The following is a 20395-nucleotide window of genomic DNA, read 5'->3' as shown; positions in this document are numbered from 1 at the left end:
ATTGCAATCCGATTCAAAATGTTAAACAGCACATTCAAAGTTGTACAATATTTAAACACATTGTATAAATAAGTTGTACATTTCTTATGCCGATCAAAATAAATTTCATCTTTTAAGTGTTATAGTCAGAACATTCGGAAGTGATTAATTATTTTTTTAAGTATAAGAATATCGTACACAAAATTATACAAATTAAACGAGGAGAGTGATTTTTTGTGAAAAAGCTTTTTAGTTCAATCGCTGCTGCAATCATGGTAATGGCAATGATGGGTGGCGCAGCACTGGCTGACGACCACGAAGGTGGAGAAGGATGGGCTCGAGTCATTCACGCCTCACCCGACGCACCAGCAGTAGATGTATATGTTAACGGTGAAGCAGTTGTTGAAGGCGCAGAATTTAAAGCATTCACAGATTACTTAGCACTTCCTGCTGGAGATCATGAAGTAGAAATCTTCCCTGCTGGAGGCACAGAGACAGCTGTCATTTCAGAGACACTTACAGTTGAAGAAGGTATGTACTATACTGCAGCTGCTGTAGGAACACTTGATCGTATTGAGCTGAGTGTAACTCAAGATGACCTCGCGATTGGTGAAGGAATGACAAAAGTTCGTGCAGGACACTTCTCTCCGGATGCACCTGCAGTTGATGTTGGTCTAATCGATGGAGATGCAGTCTTCTCAGGAGCAGAATTCCCTGGTGTTACTGATTTTGCAGAACTTGAAGCTGGCACATATGATTTAGAAGTACGTACGCCTGAAGGTGATCAGGTACTTGATCTGTCTGGTACAGCACTAGAAGCTGGTACAGCATACAGTGTTTATGCAATTAACACGCTTGACAGCATCGAGCCATTAATTGTAACTGCATCTGCAGCTGAAAGCATGCCTTCTGAAATGCCTGAAACAGGTATGGGTGGGGCAGCTAACCAGTCTAATACAGGTATGATGGCAGTAGCAGCAATGGCTGCTGGAGCAGCATTACTGTTTGTATTCCGCAAGCGCGTATTCCAATCATAATTAAAATATGAAAAGACTATTGATATTTACAGGGCTGATTTTGATGGTGGGCGGCTGCTCGCCATATGATCAGCTCTTTTCTGCAGATACGGCTGCTCCTTCTGCAGAAGAAAATGTAGAAAATACCGTATCTGCAGAAGTGCAGGCAGCTGAAAATGAAGAAACAGCTGATCAATCTGCATCATTTGAAACGGATGAACCAACAATTACATCAATTGTTCAGGATGTTTCTCTCAGGCCAAGCAGAATCACCATCCCCGCCATTGGTGTAGATGCAGTTGTTAACCCATATGGTCTTGATGAGGCTGGTGGAATGGCTGTACCTGATAATGGTGAAGAAGTGGCCTGGTTTGAACCAGGTTATAAGCCCGGACAAAGAGGTAATGCAGTACTGGCAGGTCATGTAGACAGCGAGAAAGCTCCCGCTGTTTTCTGGGACCTGAAAGAGCTTGCAGCAGGTGATGAGATTACGGTAACTGATGAAAACGGGGAAACCCTCGTTTTTGTCGTAAGAGATTCAGTAGCGTATGAGACCGGTGAAGCACCGATTGCAGATATTTTTGGTTCATCTCCTGAAAGAGGGCTGAATCTGATTACATGTACAGGATATTTTGACCGTGGCAACGATGGATACGTTGAGAGATTAGTAGTTTATACAGAATTAAAGGCTGATCAGACCTGATCAGCCTTTAATGTGACTACATTTCCCCTGTCCACCCGCGAATACGGGCCGAAAGTTCAGATGCCTCAGTGTCATCTGTTCTGCTAGTCAACGATTTTATCATTCTCTCCTGTAATTCCTCCCCTGCTTCTTCATATGTAAAAAAGCAGGACCATTCCAATGAAGGGATTGCAACCAGTATGGATTCTTCTTTTTTATTTTCATGAATATATACGGATCTATCCCCTTTTGAACCATAGCTTTTTCTGATTTTCAAGTTTTCACCTCCTCAGATGTCAGACATCATACATTTGTTTGACGTTTCTGTGACGATTATTGAAACGCTTGCAATTGCATTGTAGAATGAGAAATGCAATTAGGCAACACACTATTTTATCAATTGTTAGGAGCTGGCAACATGAACATTTTATGGGGGTTTGCAGGGATTTTAACAGTCCTGGGTATTGCCTTTATCTTCTCTAATAATAGATCACGGATTAAGTGGCGCCCCGTACTTGTAGGTCTCGGATTACAATTAACATTTGCCTTTCTTGTTTTGCAAACGGGAATTGGAAGAAGCTTTCTCGAAGCTCTGACTTTTGGCGTTAACAATATTATTGAATATGCTAATGCCGGTATAGATTTTGTTCTCGGTGGCTTTGGTTACCAGCAGCAAGAAGGTGGCTTTGTTTTTGCAATAAATGTTTTAACAATTATTATTTTCTTCTCATCTTTGATTTCAGTTCTTTATTACTTAAAAATAATGCAGTTTGTAATAAAGATTCTAGGTGGCGGTCTTTCTTGGTTACTTGGTACACGGAAAGCAGAATCAATGTCAGCCTCAGCTAATATTTTTGTAGGTCAGACTGAAGCGCCTCTAGTCGTAAAACCTTATATTTCTAATATGACAAATTCTGAGTTATTCGCTGTTATGACTGGTGGACTTGCATCAGTGGCAGGTTCTGTCTTGATTGGTTACTCACAGCTTGGCGTACCACTTGAATATTTACTCGCAGCAAGTTTCATGGCTGCTCCTGCAGGTTTAGTTATGGCAAAAATGTTCGTTCCGGAAACAGATAATCGTCCAGATCCTGATGACTTCCAGATGGAGGCGGATGAAGAAGCATCCAACGTGGTAGATGCTGCTGCAAAAGGGGCAAGTACAGGACTTCAGCTCGTACTGAACGTAGGTGCAATGCTGATTGCTTTTATTGCCTTAATTGCGTTATTAAATGGTATTCTTAGCGGAATTGGCGGCTGGTTCGGTTTTGAACAGCTTTCAATCGAACTGATTCTTGGTTATGTTTTCGCACCTCTTGCTTTTGCAATCGGTATTCCATGGGATGAAGCAATCCGTGCCGGTAATTTTATCGGGCAGAAGCTTGTATTAAATGAGTTTGTTGCTTATGCAAACTTTGCACCTGAAATGGATTCATTCTCTGATAAATCGGTTGCTATTATTACATTTGCGCTTTGTGGATTTGCAAATATTTCTTCTCTTGCGATCCTGCTTGGTGGTCTTGGTAATCTGGCGCCTAACAGACGTCCTGATATTGCGCGTATGGGTATCCGTGCAGTTGCAGCTGGTGCGCTTGCATCAATGCTTTCCGCTTCGATTGCAGGTATGTTCTTCTAATAAGATGATTAAAAAGGGTTGTCCTGACAAATGGACAACCCTTTTAGTATTTTATAACCGCAAATGATTTCCGTGCGGGACTTCGCTTTCCGCGGCCGCGCGCTGAGCCACTTGCAGGCTTCGCCTTACAGTGTCTCACCTGTCGCTTCTATGCCGCAGGAGTCTTCGTCCCCCACTCCAATCATTTGCTTAATATTGCTCAATCAACTCATAATCTCAAAATATAAAACAGGTTAAAACCTCTCAGCAATAACTTCTAAAGCGATTTCGCTGTCGCTGTGAGGGTATTTTGTATTTTCGATGATCTGGTAATCTTCGTGCCCTTTGCCGGCAAAGATGATGATGTCGTCAGGTTCTGCCTGCTGCATGAGGTGTCTGACGGCTGCGGCCCTGTCACCAATGCATGCGTAGTCTTCGTGCAACATGCCTTTTTCAAGGTCTGAGGTGATACTTTCATAGCTCTCATAGCGCGGGTCATCTGTTGTTAACACAACGTAGTCTGCAAGTGAGGCCATTTTAGCCATCGCAGGGCGCTTGGATTTATCACGGTTACCGCCTGTACCGATCAGGAAAAGAATTCTGTTTTTCTTAAACGGCATGACTGATCTGATTGCTTTTTCAATTGCGTCAGGTGTGTGTGCATAATCAATATAAATAGATAATGGCGCACTTGTTGGAACAAGCTGCATTCTTCCTGATACAGGCGCAATGTCTTTCAATGCTTCCACCAGATCAGCCACTTTGTATCCTCTTGCATAGAGTGCTGCAATCGCTGCAAGCGTGTTTGATACATTGAATGTGCCAAGGAGCTGCGTTTCAAGATCGAACTCCCCTTCTGGTGAAATGAGCTTATAATAAGTACGATCAGCCATATACTGAATGTTTTTAGCGTAAAAGTCTGCAGGTTTTTCCATACTGTAGCTGATTACTTCATGCGGCGTCATTTGTTCATACCGATCGAACCATTCATCATCTAGATTTAACACTGCAGCTTTTTTCTTTGTAAGGTCCTGACCGAGCTGTGCAAAAAGGAGTCCTTTAGCATATCCGTAATGCTCCATAGTATGGTGATAGTCCAGATGATCATGACTGAGATTTGTGAATACTGCTACATCAAAATCAATGCCCCACAGCCTTCCTTCAACCAAGCCGTGTGAAGATACTTCAAATATCATATTATTGATACCTTCTTCTTCTGCCGTACGGAGCATGCGCTGAGTTGTTAAAAGATCACTCGTTGTATTTGCACTCTGACGAAGATCACCATCGAGGTCGAATCCAATCGTACCTGAAAGTGCAGAACGCCCATCCAGCTTCCTGATCAGCTCGTGAATCAGGTTGGATACTGATGTTTTACCGTTCGTTCCGGTCACACCAAAGACGTTCATCCGCTCTGAAGGAGACCCGTAAAAAGTATCTGCAAGTACGGCAAGTGCACGTGATGAGTTTTTCACGATCAGCTGTGCAGCCTGCTCAATCGGCAGATCAAGCTCTTTTTCAGTAATGATTAGTGCTGCTCCCTGCTTAACAGCCTGTCCTGCATAATCGTGACCATCTACTGTATAGCCTTTTTGACAGATAAATGCCGCTCCCTCTGATACAGCTCTTGAATCAATCTCAAGTGCTGTAATCTCATCTGGAAGTGTACCTATTTGTTTTACAATTGATAATTTTTTTATACATTCATTGGTTTTCATCTCAAAATTCCTCACTCGTTAGATGATTTGTTCTCTTGATATTTTACTCTTTTTTTATATTTCTTCAATCCTCACTTAATGGAGACTGAAGATATTTAAGAATCAGAGACTCTGTATGAAAGAGAGAATTTTCGTGTGTGCGTTCATTTGCGTGTGAAGCATCCACTCCTGCACCAATCAGACCGTGCTTGATATCAGCACCTGCTCTGACTGCGGCTGAGGCATCAGATCCATAATAATTATAAATATCAATTTTATATTTAATGTTATTCTCTTTTGCAAGCTTAACCAGATGATTTCTCAGACCGTAGTGGTATGGTCCGGAACTATCTTTTGCACAAATAGAGACGGTGAATTCATCTGAACTTTGACCATCACCGAGTGCACCCATATCGACCGCGATATATTCGACCGTTTCAAATGGGATATTTGAATTACCGCCAAAGCCGATTTCTTCATTATTCGCAATGATCAGATGGGTGGTATACGGCAGCGTAACACCCTCAGATGCCATTTGTTCAGCAGCTTTCATCAGCATGGCCACACTTGCTTTATCATCGATATGACGGGACTTGAAAAACCCGCTCGGTGTAATTTCAGGACGTGCATCAAATGAAATAAAATCCCCTACAGAAATTCCGAGTGCCTCAGTATCTTCACGGGAATGGACGACTTCATCAAGTCTGACCTCCATATTTTTTTCACTGCGGTCAGCAGAGCCTGCCTCTTTATATGTATGGACTGAAGACTGATGGAGCAGGATGGTTCCTCTATACCTGTTTCCATCTGACGTTTCCACTGTACAGTACTCTCCTTCTACTGCGTTCCAGTGGAATCCTCCGATCATCGTCATACTCAGCCTGCCATCCGGCTTGATTTCTTTAACCATCGCACCGAGTGTATCCACGTGCGCCGTGAGTACTCTATGTTGCTGTGGGTTCTCCCCCTGAAATGTCACAATCAGACCGCCTTTATTCGTCAATCTTGATGAAATGTTTCTTTCTGTAAACCAGTTTTTAATATATGTAATGATCTCAGATGTATGGCCTGACGGGCTTGGGATTAATACTAATTCTTTTAACAGATTCATCGTTTCTTTTGTATTGGGCTGCATACAGATTCCTCCTGTAAAATTCATCTAAGTATCAGTGTACTATACAGTCATAAAAAGACAAAGCGGACCTGCCCGCTTTGTCTAGTCATCCCATACAGTAGACATGATTTCTCCTGATATGGCGTTAATTTGTACTGTTGCATCATCTTCATCCGTTTCAATTTCAATGAGGAAGTAAGGGACGCCATTCTCCTGCTCAAGATCTACATCATCCACTTGACCTGCCACAGCACCAAGTGCGATATTAATCGCTTCCTGTTCAGATAAAATTCTGCCAGGGTCTTCTGCAATTTTGGCTTCTTCCCCTGTAATTTGAGCTTCTCCGGATTTTGTATCTACACTAACCGTCAGTATGCGTTCATCTTCTTCAAGGATTACTTCGTATATACTATTTTCAAGCGGAGTAGCAGACACAACTTCACCGGTGCTGCTTTCCTGCGCGATTGCAATGACTTCTTCTTCCGTTAATTCCTCAGATGGGGACTGGTCAGCTTCAGTTGTACCATTGTCATCACCTTCATCAGATTCATTAAGTGAGATATTATTAAGGTATGCAACACTCTTATTCTCACGGTCAATTTCGAGCTCATACATCCCGTAATCATTTGTCAGATTAAACAAAAAGGTGTGATCGTTCTCATCAATCAGCTCCGGTGTACTGTCTGGATACTGCTCATTAATTAGCTGTATGGCTTCTCCTTCTGTCATCGGTGCAGCTGAAGTGCCTGCCGTCATAAATTGCTGAACAATGACAAATAAAACAACTGCCAGCAGTGCACCGCCACCCATCCAGATGATTCTTTGCATTTTCACTATCTTCACCCCAGCGTTTTTCTTTTATCTTATCGTCTACAGATTAGAATTCGATGAGAATCAGATTAAGATTGAACCTGAAAATGGATAGAAGCCGTAGTTCCTTTTCCTTCTGTGCTCTCTAAGGTAAGCCTCATACCGAGTGCATCTGATAATTCCTTTGCAAGCGACAATCCGAGACCTGATCCGCCTGATTTCCGCGTCCTTGCCTTATCCACTCTGTAAAACCTGTCAAACACTTTTGGCAGATCGCTCTCAGGAATCCCGATCCCTTCATCTTCGACTGTTATTTTTCCTTCTGATCCATTTTTTATTAATATGACACTGATTTCCTGTTCACTGTATTTAATCGCGTTGTCAATTAATATATAGACGAGCTGTTTCAGCTTCTGTTTATCTGCGTTGGCTGTAACCAGCTCTTCTCCATGAACTAGAATATCTCTATTATAGGCATTCCTGAACGCCTGAGCTGACTCTTCAATAAGCGGGAATAAATTAAACTGCTCAAGTGACAGATTCCACTGCTCACCATGCTTAGCGAGTAAAAGCAGCTGCTGTGTTAAGTCTTTCATCCTGATCGCTTCAGAATGGATCGCTTCAACTGATTCCGCGACTACTTCCGGGTTATCAATTCCTCTCCGCTTAATTAAATTCGCATAGCTTTCAATGACAGTAAGTGGTGTTTTCAGTTCATGGGAAGCATTTGCTACAAACTGTTCCTGCTTTTCATAGTTTGTTTCCAGCAGATTCATCATATGATTGAAGCTGTCACCCATCTGGTACAGTTCGTCTTTAGACTTTTCCTCAAGTGGAATTCTTTTGAACTCTCCACTCTTTTGAATGTCCTTCATCGTTCCTGTCATAGATCTGATCGGTCCCATCATGACATTGCCTAAAAGACGGCCTGATATAAAAACCGGTATCAGCGCTAACACGACAACAACTGCAAGTGTGTTTCTAAGGATCTGCAGATTGGATACAGCAGGTTCAATGCTTTCATATGTCTGCAGATTGACAACCGCCCCATCTGTCCAGATCATTGGAATTGAGACGAATGTGTATTTCCCACTCTCAAGATCTACTATTTCCGCATGCTGATTATTGTAAAAATTGTTTTCTGAGTTGTTTAATGCACTCTGCCCAACTGAGGTTACGGTACCAAGTGAACTGCCGTCTTCCCTGATGATAGAGGTTGCTCCGTTAAGAGGACCAAAGGAGCGGAGCAGATCGCCTTCCTGAATGACCCCCGCACTTGAGATCATGCCGGAAGCTGTACTTGCAGCATTCAGTTCTGCAGCATTCAGTTCACTGCTGTAAGTAAGATTACTGAATATCAAGTAGATTGCAATACTGATCAGTAGTAGTAAAATGGCGAATACACCTGACGTAAAAAGATGAATTTTGTTCTGAAGCTTCATTCATTCACCTTCAGTACATAACCAACACCTCTTACAGTGTGAATTAGAGAAGCATGACCTTCGAGATCAATTTTTTTACGTATATATCTGATATAGACATCAACTACATTTGTATCACCATAATAATCATAGCCCCATACCGCATTAAGAATCTGCTCCCTGTTCAGTACCTGCCTCATGTTCTTTAGCAAATAAACGAGCAGATCAAATTCACGTGGTGTCAGATCGATTTCATATGTGCCCCTTGTTACTTCCCTCGTTTGTTCATTCAATATGAGATTTCCTGCTTTAAGCACAGATGCATCATCTGTCTGTTTCGTTCTGAGTACTGCCCTGACTCTTGCAAGCAGCTCTTCAATCTGGAATGGCTTTGTAATGTAATCATTGGCCCCGAGATCGAGACCGGAAACTTTATCCTCAACCGAATCTTTTGCGGTCAGCATGATCACTGGTGTTTCCGAATCGGCAGAACGGATTCTTCTTAAGAGTTCAATCCCCGTCATTTCAGGTAACATGACATCGAGTAAAATCAGATCCCAGTTTCCTTCTCTGTATTTTTCAAGCGCATCGTAGCCAGAATATACTTTTTCCGTATCGTATCCTTCAAAGCCCAGTTCCAGTTCAAGCACGCGGGCAATTTTTTCTTCATCTTCAACGATCAGCACTCTTTTTTTCATGATGATCTCTCCTGCATCTTTTTAAAAATATTGTAGCACAGGTTTAATTCATCTACCTTTTTAAGCTTCAGTGTTACAATAATGATGAAATTTTCATGAGGAAAGGAAGATTGGATGGCTGAACATTCTTTTCATTTAACAGCAACATGGCCGGGTGGCCGTAATACGGTCGGTTCAATTGAAGCAGGCAACCTGAAGACTGATATCTCAATTCCCCCTGAAATGAACGGACCGGGGATTGGAACAAATCCGGATGAAATGTTACTCGGTGCAGCTTCAACCTGCTATATCATTACACTTGCTGCTAAGCTTGAACGTGCAAACATTGAGATAGAAAAAATGTCACTTGAATCTGAAGGGATTGTTGAAGTGGACGATAAGGGTGTGATCACCTACAAATCCATTATCCACCGCCCTTACGTAAAGGCTGAGGCGGAACTTCAGAAAAAAATTGAACGTTATATGGAGCAGTCAGAACAAAACTGTATGATCTCACGCGCACTGAAAGGTAACGTTGAGATCAGACTTGAGAAAAATTTCGAAGCTATTTAGAGCATCAAAATGTTTCTATCCTTCTAAATGTGGAAAACAGACACTATTCCACATTTAGGAGGATTTTTATGAACCAGCATAAACTTTATATTAATGGGCAATACACAGATTCAACTGGCGATGAGTGGATTGACATTATCAATCCTGCTACTGAAGAAGTGATTTCAAAGACCCCTAAAGGTACTGAAGAAGATGTAAACAAAGCCATAGATGCTGCTTTTGAAGCACAGAAACAGTGGGAAAAGGTTCCTTCAAATGAACGTGGTGAGATCGTCAGAAAGCTTGGCGATAAGATGAAGGAAAAGCGTGAGACTTTTATCGAACTGCTGATTGAAGAACAGGGTAAACCGAAAGATCAGGCAAGTGATGAGGTTGATACGGCAATTGACTACTTTTATTACATGTCTGAATGGGCCCGTAGAATTGAAGGAGAAATTGTACCGAGTGACCGTCCGAATGAAAACATACTGATTTATAAAAAGCCGATTGGCGTTGTAGCAGGAATTGTACCATGGAACTTCCCGGTATTTATTCTGGCAAGAAAAGTTGCAACATCACTAATTGCAGGGTGTACAATCGTACTTAAGCCGAGTCAGCAGACACCGAATACAGCAGCTGAGTTTACTAAAATTGTTGACGGAATGGATGAGATTCCAAAAGGCGTCTACAACTATGTCACAGGAACAGGCTCTACAATCGGCAACGTAATGGCTTCTCATCCTAAAGTCGGCATCATCACAATGACAGGTAGTGTAGGAGCAGGAACAAAGGTCATGGAGGCTGCTGCACAGAATATTACGAAGGTTAACCTTGAGCTGGGTGGTAAAGCTCCTGCCATTGTAACTGAGAACGCAGACCTTGACCTCGCTGTTAAACACATTGTTACGTCCCGGTTGACAAATTCAGGTCAGGCCTGCACGAATGCTGAGCGCGTATACGTTCAGGAATCAGTAGCTGAAGATTTTACAAAGAAATTGACTGAAGCGATGGAAAAATCACAGGCAGGTAACCCGAATGAGGAATCTAACCTGGATCTTGGACCACTGGTCAGCAAAGATCGCCTTGATACTGTGCATGAGATGGTTCAAAAGGCAGTTGAAGAAGGTGCGGAAATTCTGACAGGCGGTAAGCCGCTTGATCGCGACAAAGGGTTCTTCTATGCTCCGACTGTGATCGGAAATGCAAAGCACAGCATGTCAATTATTAAAGAAGAAATATTCGGTCCGGTACTTCCGATCGTAACGTATAATACGCTTGATGAAGCGATTGAAATGAGTAACGATACTGAATTTGGACTATCATCATCTGTTTACACGGAGAATTATCATGAAGCGATGAGAGTGATTAACGGCTTGAAGTTTGGAGAAACGTTTGTTAACCGTGAAAACTTCGAAGCGCTTCAGGGATATCATGCCGGCGTCAGAAAATCAGGTCTTGGCGGTGCTGATGGTAAGCACGGTTTAGATGACTTCCTTGTTACACATGTAGCTTATATGCAGTATAAAACAGAATAGCGATCAAAAAGACCCATACTTTAAAAAAGTATGGGTCTTTTTTCTTCTTTTGAACACCTGCTGTTTAATCAATTGACTTCCGGGAATAGACTAATATCACTAAAAACAGCGCGTTTATCATAGGAGGAGATCACCATGAGAGAAGAAAACGTTTCATATACAAAGTCGGATATACTTACAGGATTTGCCGGAACCGGAGTTATTACAGCTATTCTACTTTTTCTAACTAGTATTTAATCTATTACATTAAAATAAGCAATTAATATTAAAGCAGCCTGTGAACTGAATCACAGGCTGCTTTTATTTATAAATAATATTCAAAGCGGTCCATCCATATCTCCAGCTCATCTGAAGGCAATGGTCTGCTGATCAGGTAGCCCTGGAAATGATCACATCCGAGTTGACTCAGCAAATTCAGCTGTGCCGGTGATTCTACTCCTTCAGCAATCACAGACAGCTCAAGGTTACCAGCCAGGTCAATAATCGTCTTAACAAGCGCCTCACTCTTTTTATTGTCAGTCAGCACCCTGACAAACTCCCGGTCAATTTTGATTTCATGAACAGGGTAGTCCTGTAAATAGACAAAAGCAGAAAACCCTGTACCGAAATCATCAATTGAAAGCCTGATGCCCGCTTTACTGAAAAGTTTCAACCTTTCAATGACGAGCTTATTTTCCTCCATCGCAACCGACTCTGTAATCTCAAGGCAGAGCTGCTTCGGGGAGACGTTGTAAAGTGCGAGCGTCCGGAAAATCACATCAGGCAGGTTCTCATGGATAAACTGCCTTGGTGAGATATTAATTGAAATCACAATGTCCCCTGCCCCTGCCTGCTTAAACCCGCTTACCTTTTTAATCGCTTCTTCAATAATCCACTCTCCAAGCGGCACAATAAATCCTGTTGACTCAGCTAGCGGAATAAACATATCAGGTGAGACCAGTCCAATTTCAGGGTGATTCCATCTGATGAGCGCTTCAAAGCCGGAAATTTTCCCTGAAGAAGCTTTAATCTGGGGCTGATAGTATAAGGTAAACTGATTCAGCTCCAATCCTTTTCTCAGATTCATTTCTATTTCAAAGTGGTCTCTGCTTGAATCTTTCATGTCTTCTGTAAAATAAGTCAGACTGTTCCTTGATGAGGATTCTTTTCCTTTGTTAAGAGCAATCTGGGCTGTCTGGAGCAGCTCTTTTGCAGAGCTCCCTGACTGGCTGAGGCCAAAGCTGAAGGATGCAGCCACATCGTAGTCATTCACTTTAAAAGGTGTAGTCAGTAAAAATTGGATCTGATGAATTCTTTCCTCTAAGTTTGAGCAGTCAGTTAAAAATATAAAGTGTCCCTGGTCAGCTTTTGCCAAAAATTCACCGTCTTTTAACATTCGGCTGAAACGTTCGGCAATTTTTTTTATGATCAGATCTCCCGAATCATAACCGAGTGCATCAATCATCTGATACAATTGATCAATTTCAATATAACAGACGCTATACTGCGTGTTCTTCATTCTGCTGTCTGCTTCTTTATAGAACATATTTAAGTTAGGCAATGATGTAAGCTGGTCATAATAAGCGAGATGCTCAAGTTTCTTTTCGAGCTCCTGCTGCTGAATGCTGTCAAAAAGAAATGCAATCAGGTCTGCAAAGCTTCCGGCCAGGGATTCGTCAAGCTTTCCCCATTCTTTCTGAATTGAAGTCTCACAGCAGATTACCCCTATCACACCATTAGCCATTACAATTGGCGCATCAATCATAGAACGGATATTCCCTGCGTGTTCAAAATAATCAGGGTATAGCTCCTTTACACGCTCATCCGTTGACACATCTGTAATGGAAAGTACTCTTGTCCCCTGCAGCAGGCTGAAGTAATGTGGAAACCATTCTTTATGTAAAACATCACCTTTCGTGTGGCTGCCATGATACACATTCACTGCGATCAAAGCAGGCCGCTCCTGATCAAAGACCCACACACTGACCCTTTCGCATTGAATCATTTCAGACATTGCTTCACAAAGCTGTTCTACTGTGGACTGGAGTTCAAGCGCAGAAATTCTTTTCGCTTTAGCTAACTGAAAAAGCCGCTGCTGCTGATTTCTAAAAAGAGAATGATTCATCGTAGACAATGTTTTCACCTTCTTTTTCCAAAAATAATGAACTGTAATGATAAAGACCTATATAATGAGTTGCAATGAATAAATTTTACCACAAACCTTATATAAGTTTTACATTATTTTTAATTTCCCCTCATCACTGGATCGTTTTGTTAAAATGATAAACGACATATGATTAATAACAAAGGAAGTGTACAGAATGAGTGACCAACATATATACACAGATTTTAAAGATGACATGACTTATGCTGATTATCTGTCTCTCGATCAGCTGCTTGCTGCACAGAACCGGCTTTCAGGTCATCATGATGAGATGCTGTTTATTGTGATCCATCAGGTAAGTGAATTGTGGATGAAGCTGATCATACATGAAATTCAGGCTGCCTGTGAATCACTTCGCAATAATCAGTTTGAACCAGCTTTCAAACAGCTGGCCCGCGTATCAAAAATTCAGGAGCAGATTATTAAAGCCTGGGATGTTTTAGCTACAATGACACCTTCTGAATACATTGAGTTTCGTGATTCACTCGGTAAAGCATCAGGCTTTCAGTCATACCAATACAGGCTGATTGAATTTTCACTTGGATACAAAATCCCGCATATTCTCAAAATCTATGAGCAGGATAAGGAAGTTTATAAAGTTCTTGAGAAAGCGTATGAGGAGAAAGGGCTTTATGATATTGCAATAGATAAACTGTCAGAAGCAGGGTTTCACATTCCAAAAGATCTCCTGCACCGGGATTTTTCCAAAGCGTATGTTAAAAGGGATGAAGTAAAAACAGCGTGGAGTGAAGTATACAAAGACTCTCAGACTTACTGGACACTTTATCAGCTTGCTGAGAAACTGGTCGATCTTGAAGACTGGCATCAGCAGTGGCGATTTCGTCATATGAAGACGGTAGAACGGATCATCGGTTTTAAGAAGGGAACAGGCGGCTCTTCAGGTGTTAACTATTTAAAAAGCGTGCTGGATACTTATTTTTTTCCGGAGCTCTGGGATTTAAGAACGGAGCTGTAGGAAGAAGGCATAAAAAAAACCGGGGAAATCCCCGGTTTTACAGCCGCCTTTGCCGTAGTTTAATTAAGAAAGTTTTTAAACCACCACTCCTCAAAGTGGGTGTTCGCAAAAGCTTTCATGCGCGTCCTCATACGCTGATGAGGCATGGCAATCCGACTTTTATTTAAAACTCCCGTTAACAGATCAAAGGTTAAAACTTACTTAGAACATACGAACAACGCAGCCTGGAAAAAAATCATATCGCAACTGCTGATATTTTTCAATCTAAATGCTTCATATTGTGTTATGATACATACTGACTAATTGTATGGAGTTTGATATATGGACGTATTAACAAAAGACCTGCTGGTGAATTTTTTATTAATGATACTGCCTTTATTATTTATACAAATTGTTTATTTTTATTCTTACCGTAATCGCCTTCAAAAGAAAGAAGGAAAGTTTGCAGCGATTTTTCCTGCAATTTCAATTCTTTTATGCCTCTCCTTCCCATTTACTATGAATGAAGGATTTCTATGGGACCTGCGTGCTGTACCGATTGTACTCGGCACATTATATGGCGGTTACCGCATGGGGATCTTCCTCACAACAGTCGCCTTGATCAGCCGTGCTATACTCGGTGGTGACGGCGTACTCGTATCTACCATTACGCTAGGTCTGATCTGGATTTTATACCTTATTTTCATGAATCAGTTTCAACGCTCAAAGGTTCCGGGTAAAATTATGATTGGTACTTTACTCGTTTCATTTCTTGTTATGTGTAACCTGACATTATCATATTTAATTTTTGATGTATTAATGCCCCTTGATGTATGGGTGACGTTTACCATTATTAATATTGTCGGACTGATTGTTGCACTGATTCTGTGGGAAATCATCAGAACAAATTTCCTGATTTTAAATGATTTAATCAGAGCTGAAAAGCTGTCTGTCGTCAGTCACCTTGCAGCAAGTATTTCACATGAAGTAAGAAACCCACTCACAGTAAGCAGAGGGTTTATTCAGATGGCGCTCCAGGATCATGATGAAGACAGTAAACAGCATTATTATTTAAACACTGCATTAAAAGAAATAGATCATGCAACGGACATCATTAATGACTACCTCACATTTGCTAAGCCTACTTCTGATCATCAGGATGTCATTAAGATTAAAGAAGAACTGAATCATTCTGTTAACGTGATTCAGCCGCTCGCTAATATGAATCAAGTAGATATTCACTTACAGGATCAGCTTCCTGATAATGCACTGCTGCTTGCAGAAAAGAAACAGTTTCAGCAAAGCCTGATCAATATATTTAAAAACGGAATTGAAGCAATGCCTGACGGCGGGGTTTTAACCATCAGTATATCCCAGCAAACTGAAGTATATATAATACATGTATCTGATCAGGGTTACGGAATGTCTGAAGAAGAGATCAACAGGCTGGGCGAGCCATACTTTTCTACGAAAGAAAAAGGCACAGGTCTTGGACTTATGGTCTCCTACAGTATTATCAAAGCGAGCGGCGGTTCTGTAAAGGTATCCAGTACTAAAAATCACGGGACTACATTTGAGATTATCCTGCCTGTTCATAAAGAAAAATAAAAGAGCGCTCCTCAGCGCTCTTTTATAATATTCTCTACCGGATAGTCTTTTGAATTAATTTTTGAATCCTGACCTAAAGCCATTTTTGCTACTTCTTTGCCAATGAAAGGACCTGATGTTAGCCCTGAAGAACCGAGCCCATTAATAAACAGGAGCTTTGAAATTTCCGGAAATGGCCCGGCAACTGGTAAGAACCCGGGCGTGAACGGTCTGTATCCCACTCTTGTTTCCAAATATGCTGCTTCATTCAGACCACCTGCAATAGCCAATGTTTTATTCAGAATGTCAAAGACCCCGCCGGCTGTGACTTTATCATCCATTGGTCTGTCGTTTTCATGCGTTGTACCTGCAACAATCCGGTTATCATCAAACGCAAGCAGATATTGATCTCCCGGTGGCATCACTACAGGTAGCTCACTGGTGTCCCCAGCTACCCCCAAATGCGTAATTTGCGCTTTTTGATAGGAAACGTCAATCTTAATATCCATGTTATTTAAGATTTCCTGTGCCCATGCGCCTGCAGCTAAAATAATACGGTCAGCAGACAGTCTCTCTCCATTTACAGTTACGACCGGTGACTGTTTTTCATCGTTTAGAATTTCTGCATGGCCGGTGATCAGCCTTCCCCCATTTTTTTTCATTCCATTAATCAGGGACTGCCTGAGCTTTCTTCCATCGACCCGGGCTGCTCCAGAGACGAGTACACCAAAGTAATCTTCAGTCAGATATGGGAAATGCCGCTTTACCTCATCAGCATCTAATGCACTGATCTCACCCATTTCAGGCGCCTCTTCTCTTTTTATCAATGCCCGTTCTATCATTTTATCTCTCTTTAATTCTTCAAGATGCAGTGCGATGCCTCCTGTTTTTTTATAACCGGTATCAGCTTCCCCATCACGATTCAGCATATCGATCAATTCCGGATAATACGCAGCACCTTCCCTCACCAGAAAATACCACAGTTTATTTCTTCTTTGTGAGAGCCATGGACAGATAATTCCGGCTGCAGCGCCTGTTGCCTGCCCTGGATCTTCCCGGTCGATTAATATCACTTCGCACGGTTGTTTTGATAAATAATAGGCAGCTGAAGCACCTGCTATGCCGCCCCCTATCACAATCATCTTTTTCATAATGACACCTCTTTTAAACGTCTATTTTTAAACAATAACTGATTGACAATGAATTGTCTAAAAGGTAATATAATATTTGTCTGAGTTCATATGAGATTCACTACATACTATGACCTGTTAGCTCAGTGGGAGAGCACTTCCTTGACAGGGAAGGGGTCGCTTTCGGTTCAGTCTCAGCTCACAAAGTTACAACTATCGAGACTCGTTAGCTCAGTGGGAGAGCACTTGCTTGACAGGCAAGGGGTCACTGGTTCAAGTCCAGTACGAGTCATTCATGCACAGAGTCCACCTTGTGGACACAAAAAGCCTTCTTAATGAACGCTGTACGGTTTACACCAAAACAGTGAACATTGAGGAGGTTTTTTTTGTGGCTTCAATTGAAATGATGGAAAAAGAATTTTTGGCTGAAAAGAGGTTTGAAGGTCTTACCGAGAACAGTCTTACCTCTTATGTGAACTTCTTTAAGACTTGGAATGAGTGGCTGGCTCACGAGGGCATTGAAAGAGTTGACCAGCTAAACCCAAGAGTAACAAAGAAGTTCCTGATGTGGTGCACTGAAGAGCGTCAGAACAAACCCAAGACAGTGAACACGAAGCTCAAGCTCATGAGAGCATTTGCAAGATGGCTTACTGATGAGTGCATTACTGATGAGTTGTTCACCAAGGGAGTTAAAATGAAGAAGGAAGATGACTCTCCAAAGATTCTTCAAGATAAAGACCTTCAAGATGTTCTCAGACACCTGAGAAGGCAATTCAGAAGAGAGCACCTTTTCACAGCTAGAAGGAATTACGTTATCATTCTCACATTAGCTGGAACTGGAATGAGACTCTCAGAGTTGTGCTCCCTCAGATGGAACGACATTGATTTTGATTCATACTTAATCATGATAAGAACCTCCAAGAGTAGAAAAACTCAATCAGTACCACTCTCAGAGGACTTGAAAAGAGAATTGCTTGATTACCAAGATTACCTGAAGAGTAAACTTCAGAGATTACCTGACTCAGTGTTTGTCACTAAAGAAGGCAAAGGACTCACCAAGGATTCTGTTCAGAACGTCTTTAAGAGACTGAGGGCAAGCATTGGAATTGAGGGCTACTTTTCACCTCACACCTTGAGAAATTACTTCATTAAGAGCGTTCTCAAGAATGGATTGAACCTGAGACAGGCTCAGCTCCTTGCGAGACACTCAAAGATTGATGTGACCAGACAGTATGTAGGTTACTTTGCTCATGAATTAAAAGAGAGCCTTGATGAAGCCAACCCTCTCAGAGGACTTTTGTGATGTACTTCCATTCCCCTATCATAATGTGGAAGAGTGGAAAGAGGATTGTGATTAAGATAGAGACCTTGGAAGCGGTTCTCTCCATTTCACCAAAAAGACACCCCAAGCTCTTTGGGAAGCTCCAGAAGATACTTGATGGAGAGACCTTTCCTCCAGTGATTACTTATGAATTGAACTTTGAAGGGAGAAGTGAAAATGATGATGAAGATTGAACAATTCGGAAATGTGTTAGTTACTGATGTGCTTGATGTGAAGGTAATGTTAAGGGCTTCTCAGAGTGGGATTGAAACAACAGTAATGAAAGGGAATGATGTAGTATCAATCAAAGAGACTCCAGCTTGGAGAGATGAGCTACTTGAAAAAGCTCATGAAGAGATTCTCTCAGCTATCTTGAACGAAGTCTTTGCTGATATGGATGAAGTAGATGACCTACTAGAAGCCCTTGAAGGGGAGCTGTCAGAGTACCTTCAAAGACTAGCTCAAGATGGTGCTGGTTCAAACAAACAACTACATTAAACTCAGGAGCTGACCTTTCGAGGTTGGCTCTTTTTGTTTTACCTGATAAGCACACCTTTTCAAAACAACTCAGAAGCCTTTCTCAGCCCACCTTGGAGCTAGGAGTCCAATGACATTCAGCTCAAAAGGAAGACTCCAGAGATGGACTCTCAGAGCGTCTCAGGTAGCCTCACACTCCCCTCGATACCCTCCAAGACTACCTCTTGAGTAACAGACCTATAGAACACCACTCTAATGGACTCTACACAGCTGGTAATGAGTCCAAGTGAACCGCTTCAGGGCAAGGATTATCAGATACAGCCTTGAGAGTTTTACCCTTGAGTCTCCAGCTCGTGTTTTGATTTTGGTCTTAACTTTTTTTGTGTCCAAAAATTATGAGCATAGGGGGTATCTCCACACACACATAGAGCCATTTCTACTAGAGATAAATTCCACAAACCCGATTTGGCAACCCTCCAAGGTCACTTACTAGCGTAAGTTCCAAGAGTCGTAAACAAGGTTCACTCCAAGGCTACCTCTCACACCCTCCCCCCCCTGAGTTGAACTGGGTAGCCCCCTTCTTAATTTGCCACCTCACATTTTTTTAAAAAATTTTTCTCACAGACCCCGCTCTTGAGCGGAAACTAAGCAAGTTCACTCTGATTCTGGCTCTAGGTGATTTGCTGTTTCACAAAAGTGTTACCAGTCTTATAGGGATATCTCTATAACGTTGGTAACAAAAATTAAAAGCGACATTTCCCTTTAAAGATATGCTCTAAAGAGGAATGTCCGATTTGAACAAAACTTCTTTTAAAAATGGATTGTTACTAAAAGACACCTTCTCTTCATTTTTTTTAATTCCCTTTGAGCCAGCAAAGAAAGATTGTCACTTTAAAGTGTTCACCCTAGTTATAGATTATAAGTAGACTGAACACTTTTAGATTGTAAACACCTTGCTGGTATATATAGTAGATGGACTTAAAGTAAATGTCACACCTCCTTCACATTATAGGTGTAAGGGAAATTAAGTGACTAGACACCTCCTTCACATTATGTATGAAGAGGTTAACACTAGACACCTTCTTAAAGGTATAAAGTGAGGTGGAAAAAAGGTAGACACCTCTCTGGTATATATAGATGAAGAGTAAATGTCACACCTCTTGAAAAGAACTAATGAAGAGGTAAAAAAAAGGAGCTTTACTAATCAGCACCCCATGAGGTGCAACTCCTTTGCTGAATTACTGGTTTACTTACTTTCATTCTAATTCTCTCTTGATAATTTAATCATTCTGTGAGTCTTCCAAAAGACTTAAAGCTGGTTCTTCTGAACTGGCTCTCTCTTTTACTCTTTAGATTGATTCACAGATTAAAACAAACAATTAAGGAGGTGGCAACTCAATGGAAACTAAAAAGGTAGTAAAGTTTGAGCTTAAAAGGGTTTTGCAAGAAAGAGGTTTGAGCCAAAAGCAACTAAGTGAGATGACAGGATTGGACACCGCTTATATCTCTCGTTTGATGAGAAGAGAGACCATTTCATTGAAGACTTTAGAGGTAATTGTTAATGCACTTGATTTGGAACCCCATGAAATGGCTGAACTAATTAGGGTGTACCAGTAAGGGAATTAAAATGTTGACAGTCTTATAGGAATATCTCTATAACGTTGTCAACAAAAATTAAAAAAGG

Annotated in this window: 19 protein-coding genes, 1 tRNA gene and 1 other RNA gene; 12 read left to right on the top strand and 9 right to left on the bottom strand. The window is 41.5% G+C overall.

All coding sequences use genetic code 11. From position 1 onward, the window contains the following. The first annotated feature begins 215 nt into the window (after nucleotides 1-215). A complete protein-coding gene (locus tag LG330_RS07750; protein WP_404408808.1) occupies nucleotides 216-1016 on the top strand; it encodes a DUF4397 domain-containing protein in 801 nt (266 codons plus the stop codon). A 7-nt stretch (nucleotides 1017-1023) separates the two neighbouring features. Beyond that, nucleotides 1024-1698 (top strand): class F sortase, encoded by a 675-nt coding sequence (locus tag LG330_RS07745; protein ID WP_404408806.1) that lies wholly within the window; start codon nucleotides 1024-1026, stop codon nucleotides 1696-1698. 16 nt (nucleotides 1699-1714) lie between these two features. On the opposite strand, the gene LG330_RS07740 is transcribed toward LG330_RS07745, so the two are convergent. Beyond that, nucleotides 1715-1954 carry a YueH family protein gene (locus tag LG330_RS07740; RefSeq protein WP_404408804.1) on the bottom strand — a complete coding sequence of 80 codons (240 nt, stop codon included), beginning with the start codon at nucleotides 1952-1954 and terminating at the stop codon, nucleotides 1715-1717. Between the two features lie 141 nt (nucleotides 1955-2095). Between LG330_RS07740 and LG330_RS07735 the strand changes: the two genes are divergently transcribed. Further along, nucleotides 2096-3313 (top strand): NupC/NupG family nucleoside CNT transporter, encoded by a 1218-nt coding sequence (locus LG330_RS07735; RefSeq protein WP_404408802.1) that lies wholly within the window; start codon nucleotides 2096-2098, stop codon nucleotides 3311-3313. Nucleotides 3314-3546: 233 nt separating this feature from the next. On the opposite strand, the gene LG330_RS07730 is transcribed toward LG330_RS07735, so the two are convergent. The 5 genes from LG330_RS07730 to LG330_RS07710 all read right to left on the bottom strand — a co-directional run bounded on the left by LG330_RS07730 (nucleotide 3547) and on the right by LG330_RS07710 (nucleotide 9032). Next, on the bottom strand, nucleotides 3547-5010 hold the full coding sequence (locus LG330_RS07730; protein WP_404408800.1) for a UDP-N-acetylmuramoyl-L-alanyl-D-glutamate--2,6-diaminopimelate ligase: 1464 nt from the start codon (nucleotides 5008-5010) through the stop codon (nucleotides 3547-3549). A gap of 64 nt (nucleotides 5011-5074) precedes the next feature. Then, nucleotides 5075-6124, bottom strand: coding sequence for a M42 family metallopeptidase (locus LG330_RS07725; protein ID WP_404408798.1), 1050 nt, complete (start codon nucleotides 6122-6124; stop codon nucleotides 5075-5077). An 81-nt stretch (nucleotides 6125-6205) separates the two neighbouring features. Continuing rightward, on the bottom strand, nucleotides 6206-6931 hold the full coding sequence (locus LG330_RS07720; protein ID WP_404409535.1) for a PepSY domain-containing protein: 726 nt from the start codon (nucleotides 6929-6931) through the stop codon (nucleotides 6206-6208). Nucleotides 6932-7002: 71 nt separating this feature from the next. Then, nucleotides 7003-8355: a sensor histidine kinase gene (locus LG330_RS07715; protein WP_404408796.1), complete on the bottom strand. Its 1353-nt coding sequence runs from the start codon at nucleotides 8353-8355 to the stop codon at nucleotides 7003-7005. Further along, a complete protein-coding gene (locus LG330_RS07710; RefSeq protein WP_404408794.1) occupies nucleotides 8352-9032 on the bottom strand; it encodes a response regulator transcription factor in 681 nt (226 codons plus the stop codon). Before LG330_RS07710 ends, LG330_RS07715 begins: the two co-directional genes overlap by 4 nt. A 114-nt stretch (nucleotides 9033-9146) precedes the next feature. Here LG330_RS07710 and LG330_RS07705 point away from each other — a divergent pair, with 114 nt between their 5' ends. Both LG330_RS07705 and aldA read left to right on the top strand, forming a co-directional pair. Continuing rightward, nucleotides 9147-9584: an SACOL1771 family peroxiredoxin gene (locus tag LG330_RS07705; protein WP_404408792.1), complete on the top strand. Its 438-nt coding sequence runs from the start codon at nucleotides 9147-9149 to the stop codon at nucleotides 9582-9584. A gap of 68 nt (nucleotides 9585-9652) precedes the next feature. Continuing rightward, a complete protein-coding gene (aldA, locus tag LG330_RS07700) occupies nucleotides 9653-11098 on the top strand; it encodes an aldehyde dehydrogenase (protein ID WP_404408790.1) in 1446 nt (481 codons plus the stop codon). Between the two features lie 304 nt (nucleotides 11099-11402). Here the strand turns inward: aldA and LG330_RS07695 are convergent, their stop codons facing one another. After that, on the bottom strand, nucleotides 11403-13202 hold the full coding sequence (locus tag LG330_RS07695) for an EAL domain-containing protein (RefSeq protein ID WP_404409534.1): 1800 nt from the start codon (nucleotides 13200-13202) through the stop codon (nucleotides 11403-11405). A gap of 196 nt (nucleotides 13203-13398) precedes the next feature. Between LG330_RS07695 and kynA the strand changes: the two genes are divergently transcribed. Beyond that, the gene (gene kynA, locus LG330_RS07690; RefSeq protein ID WP_404408788.1) at nucleotides 13399-14217 is read left to right on the top strand and encodes a tryptophan 2,3-dioxygenase; all 819 of its coding nucleotides are present in this window, start codon (nucleotides 13399-13401) and stop codon (nucleotides 14215-14217) included. Nucleotides 14218-14254: 37 nt separating this feature from the next. Here the strand turns inward: kynA and ssrS are convergent. Then, nucleotides 14255-14446: non-coding RNA, 6S RNA (ssrS, locus tag LG330_RS07685), on the bottom strand. Between the two features lie 92 nt (nucleotides 14447-14538). Here ssrS and LG330_RS07680 point away from each other — a divergent pair. After that, complete coding sequence (locus tag LG330_RS07680) at nucleotides 14539-15804, top strand: ATP-binding protein (RefSeq protein ID WP_404408786.1); 1266 nt, start codon at nucleotides 14539-14541, stop codon at nucleotides 15802-15804. Nucleotides 15805-15815: 11 nt separating this feature from the next. Here LG330_RS07680 and LG330_RS07675 read toward each other — a convergent pair whose 3' ends face one another. Next, nucleotides 15816-16934 (bottom strand): NAD(P)/FAD-dependent oxidoreductase, encoded by a 1119-nt coding sequence (locus tag LG330_RS07675; RefSeq protein ID WP_404408784.1) that lies wholly within the window; start codon nucleotides 16932-16934, stop codon nucleotides 15816-15818. 199 nt (nucleotides 16935-17133) lie between these two features. Between LG330_RS07675 and LG330_RS07670 the strand changes: the two genes are divergently transcribed. From LG330_RS07670 to LG330_RS07650, 5 genes are all read left to right on the top strand, one after another. Continuing rightward, nucleotides 17134-17205 (top strand) — tRNA-Val (locus LG330_RS07670). A gap of 96 nt (nucleotides 17206-17301) precedes the next feature. After that, nucleotides 17302-18216, top strand: coding sequence for a tyrosine-type recombinase/integrase (locus LG330_RS07665; RefSeq protein ID WP_404408782.1), 915 nt, complete (start codon nucleotides 17302-17304; stop codon nucleotides 18214-18216). A 47-nt stretch (nucleotides 18217-18263) separates the two neighbouring features. After that, on the top strand, nucleotides 18264-18428 hold the full coding sequence (locus LG330_RS07660; RefSeq protein WP_404408780.1) for a hypothetical protein: 165 nt from the start codon (nucleotides 18264-18266) through the stop codon (nucleotides 18426-18428). Further along, the gene (locus tag LG330_RS07655) at nucleotides 18412-18732 is read left to right on the top strand and encodes a hypothetical protein (protein WP_404408778.1); all 321 of its coding nucleotides are present in this window, start codon (nucleotides 18412-18414) and stop codon (nucleotides 18730-18732) included. The genes LG330_RS07660 and LG330_RS07655 overlap by 17 nt, the downstream gene beginning before the upstream one ends. Before the next feature lie 1377 nt (nucleotides 18733-20109). Next, on the top strand, nucleotides 20110-20328 hold the full coding sequence (locus tag LG330_RS07650) for a helix-turn-helix domain-containing protein (RefSeq protein WP_404408776.1): 219 nt from the start codon (nucleotides 20110-20112) through the stop codon (nucleotides 20326-20328). Nucleotides 20329-20395: the final 67 nt, after the last annotated feature.

The sequence above is a fragment of the Jeotgalibacillus malaysiensis genome, assembly GCF_044789845.1.
Taxonomy (GTDB): Bacteria; Bacillota; Bacilli; order Bacillales; family Jeotgalibacillaceae; genus Jeotgalibacillus; species Jeotgalibacillus malaysiensis_A.
Note: the sequence above shows the minus strand (reverse complement) of the source record. Positions and strands in the feature narration are given on the sequence as shown.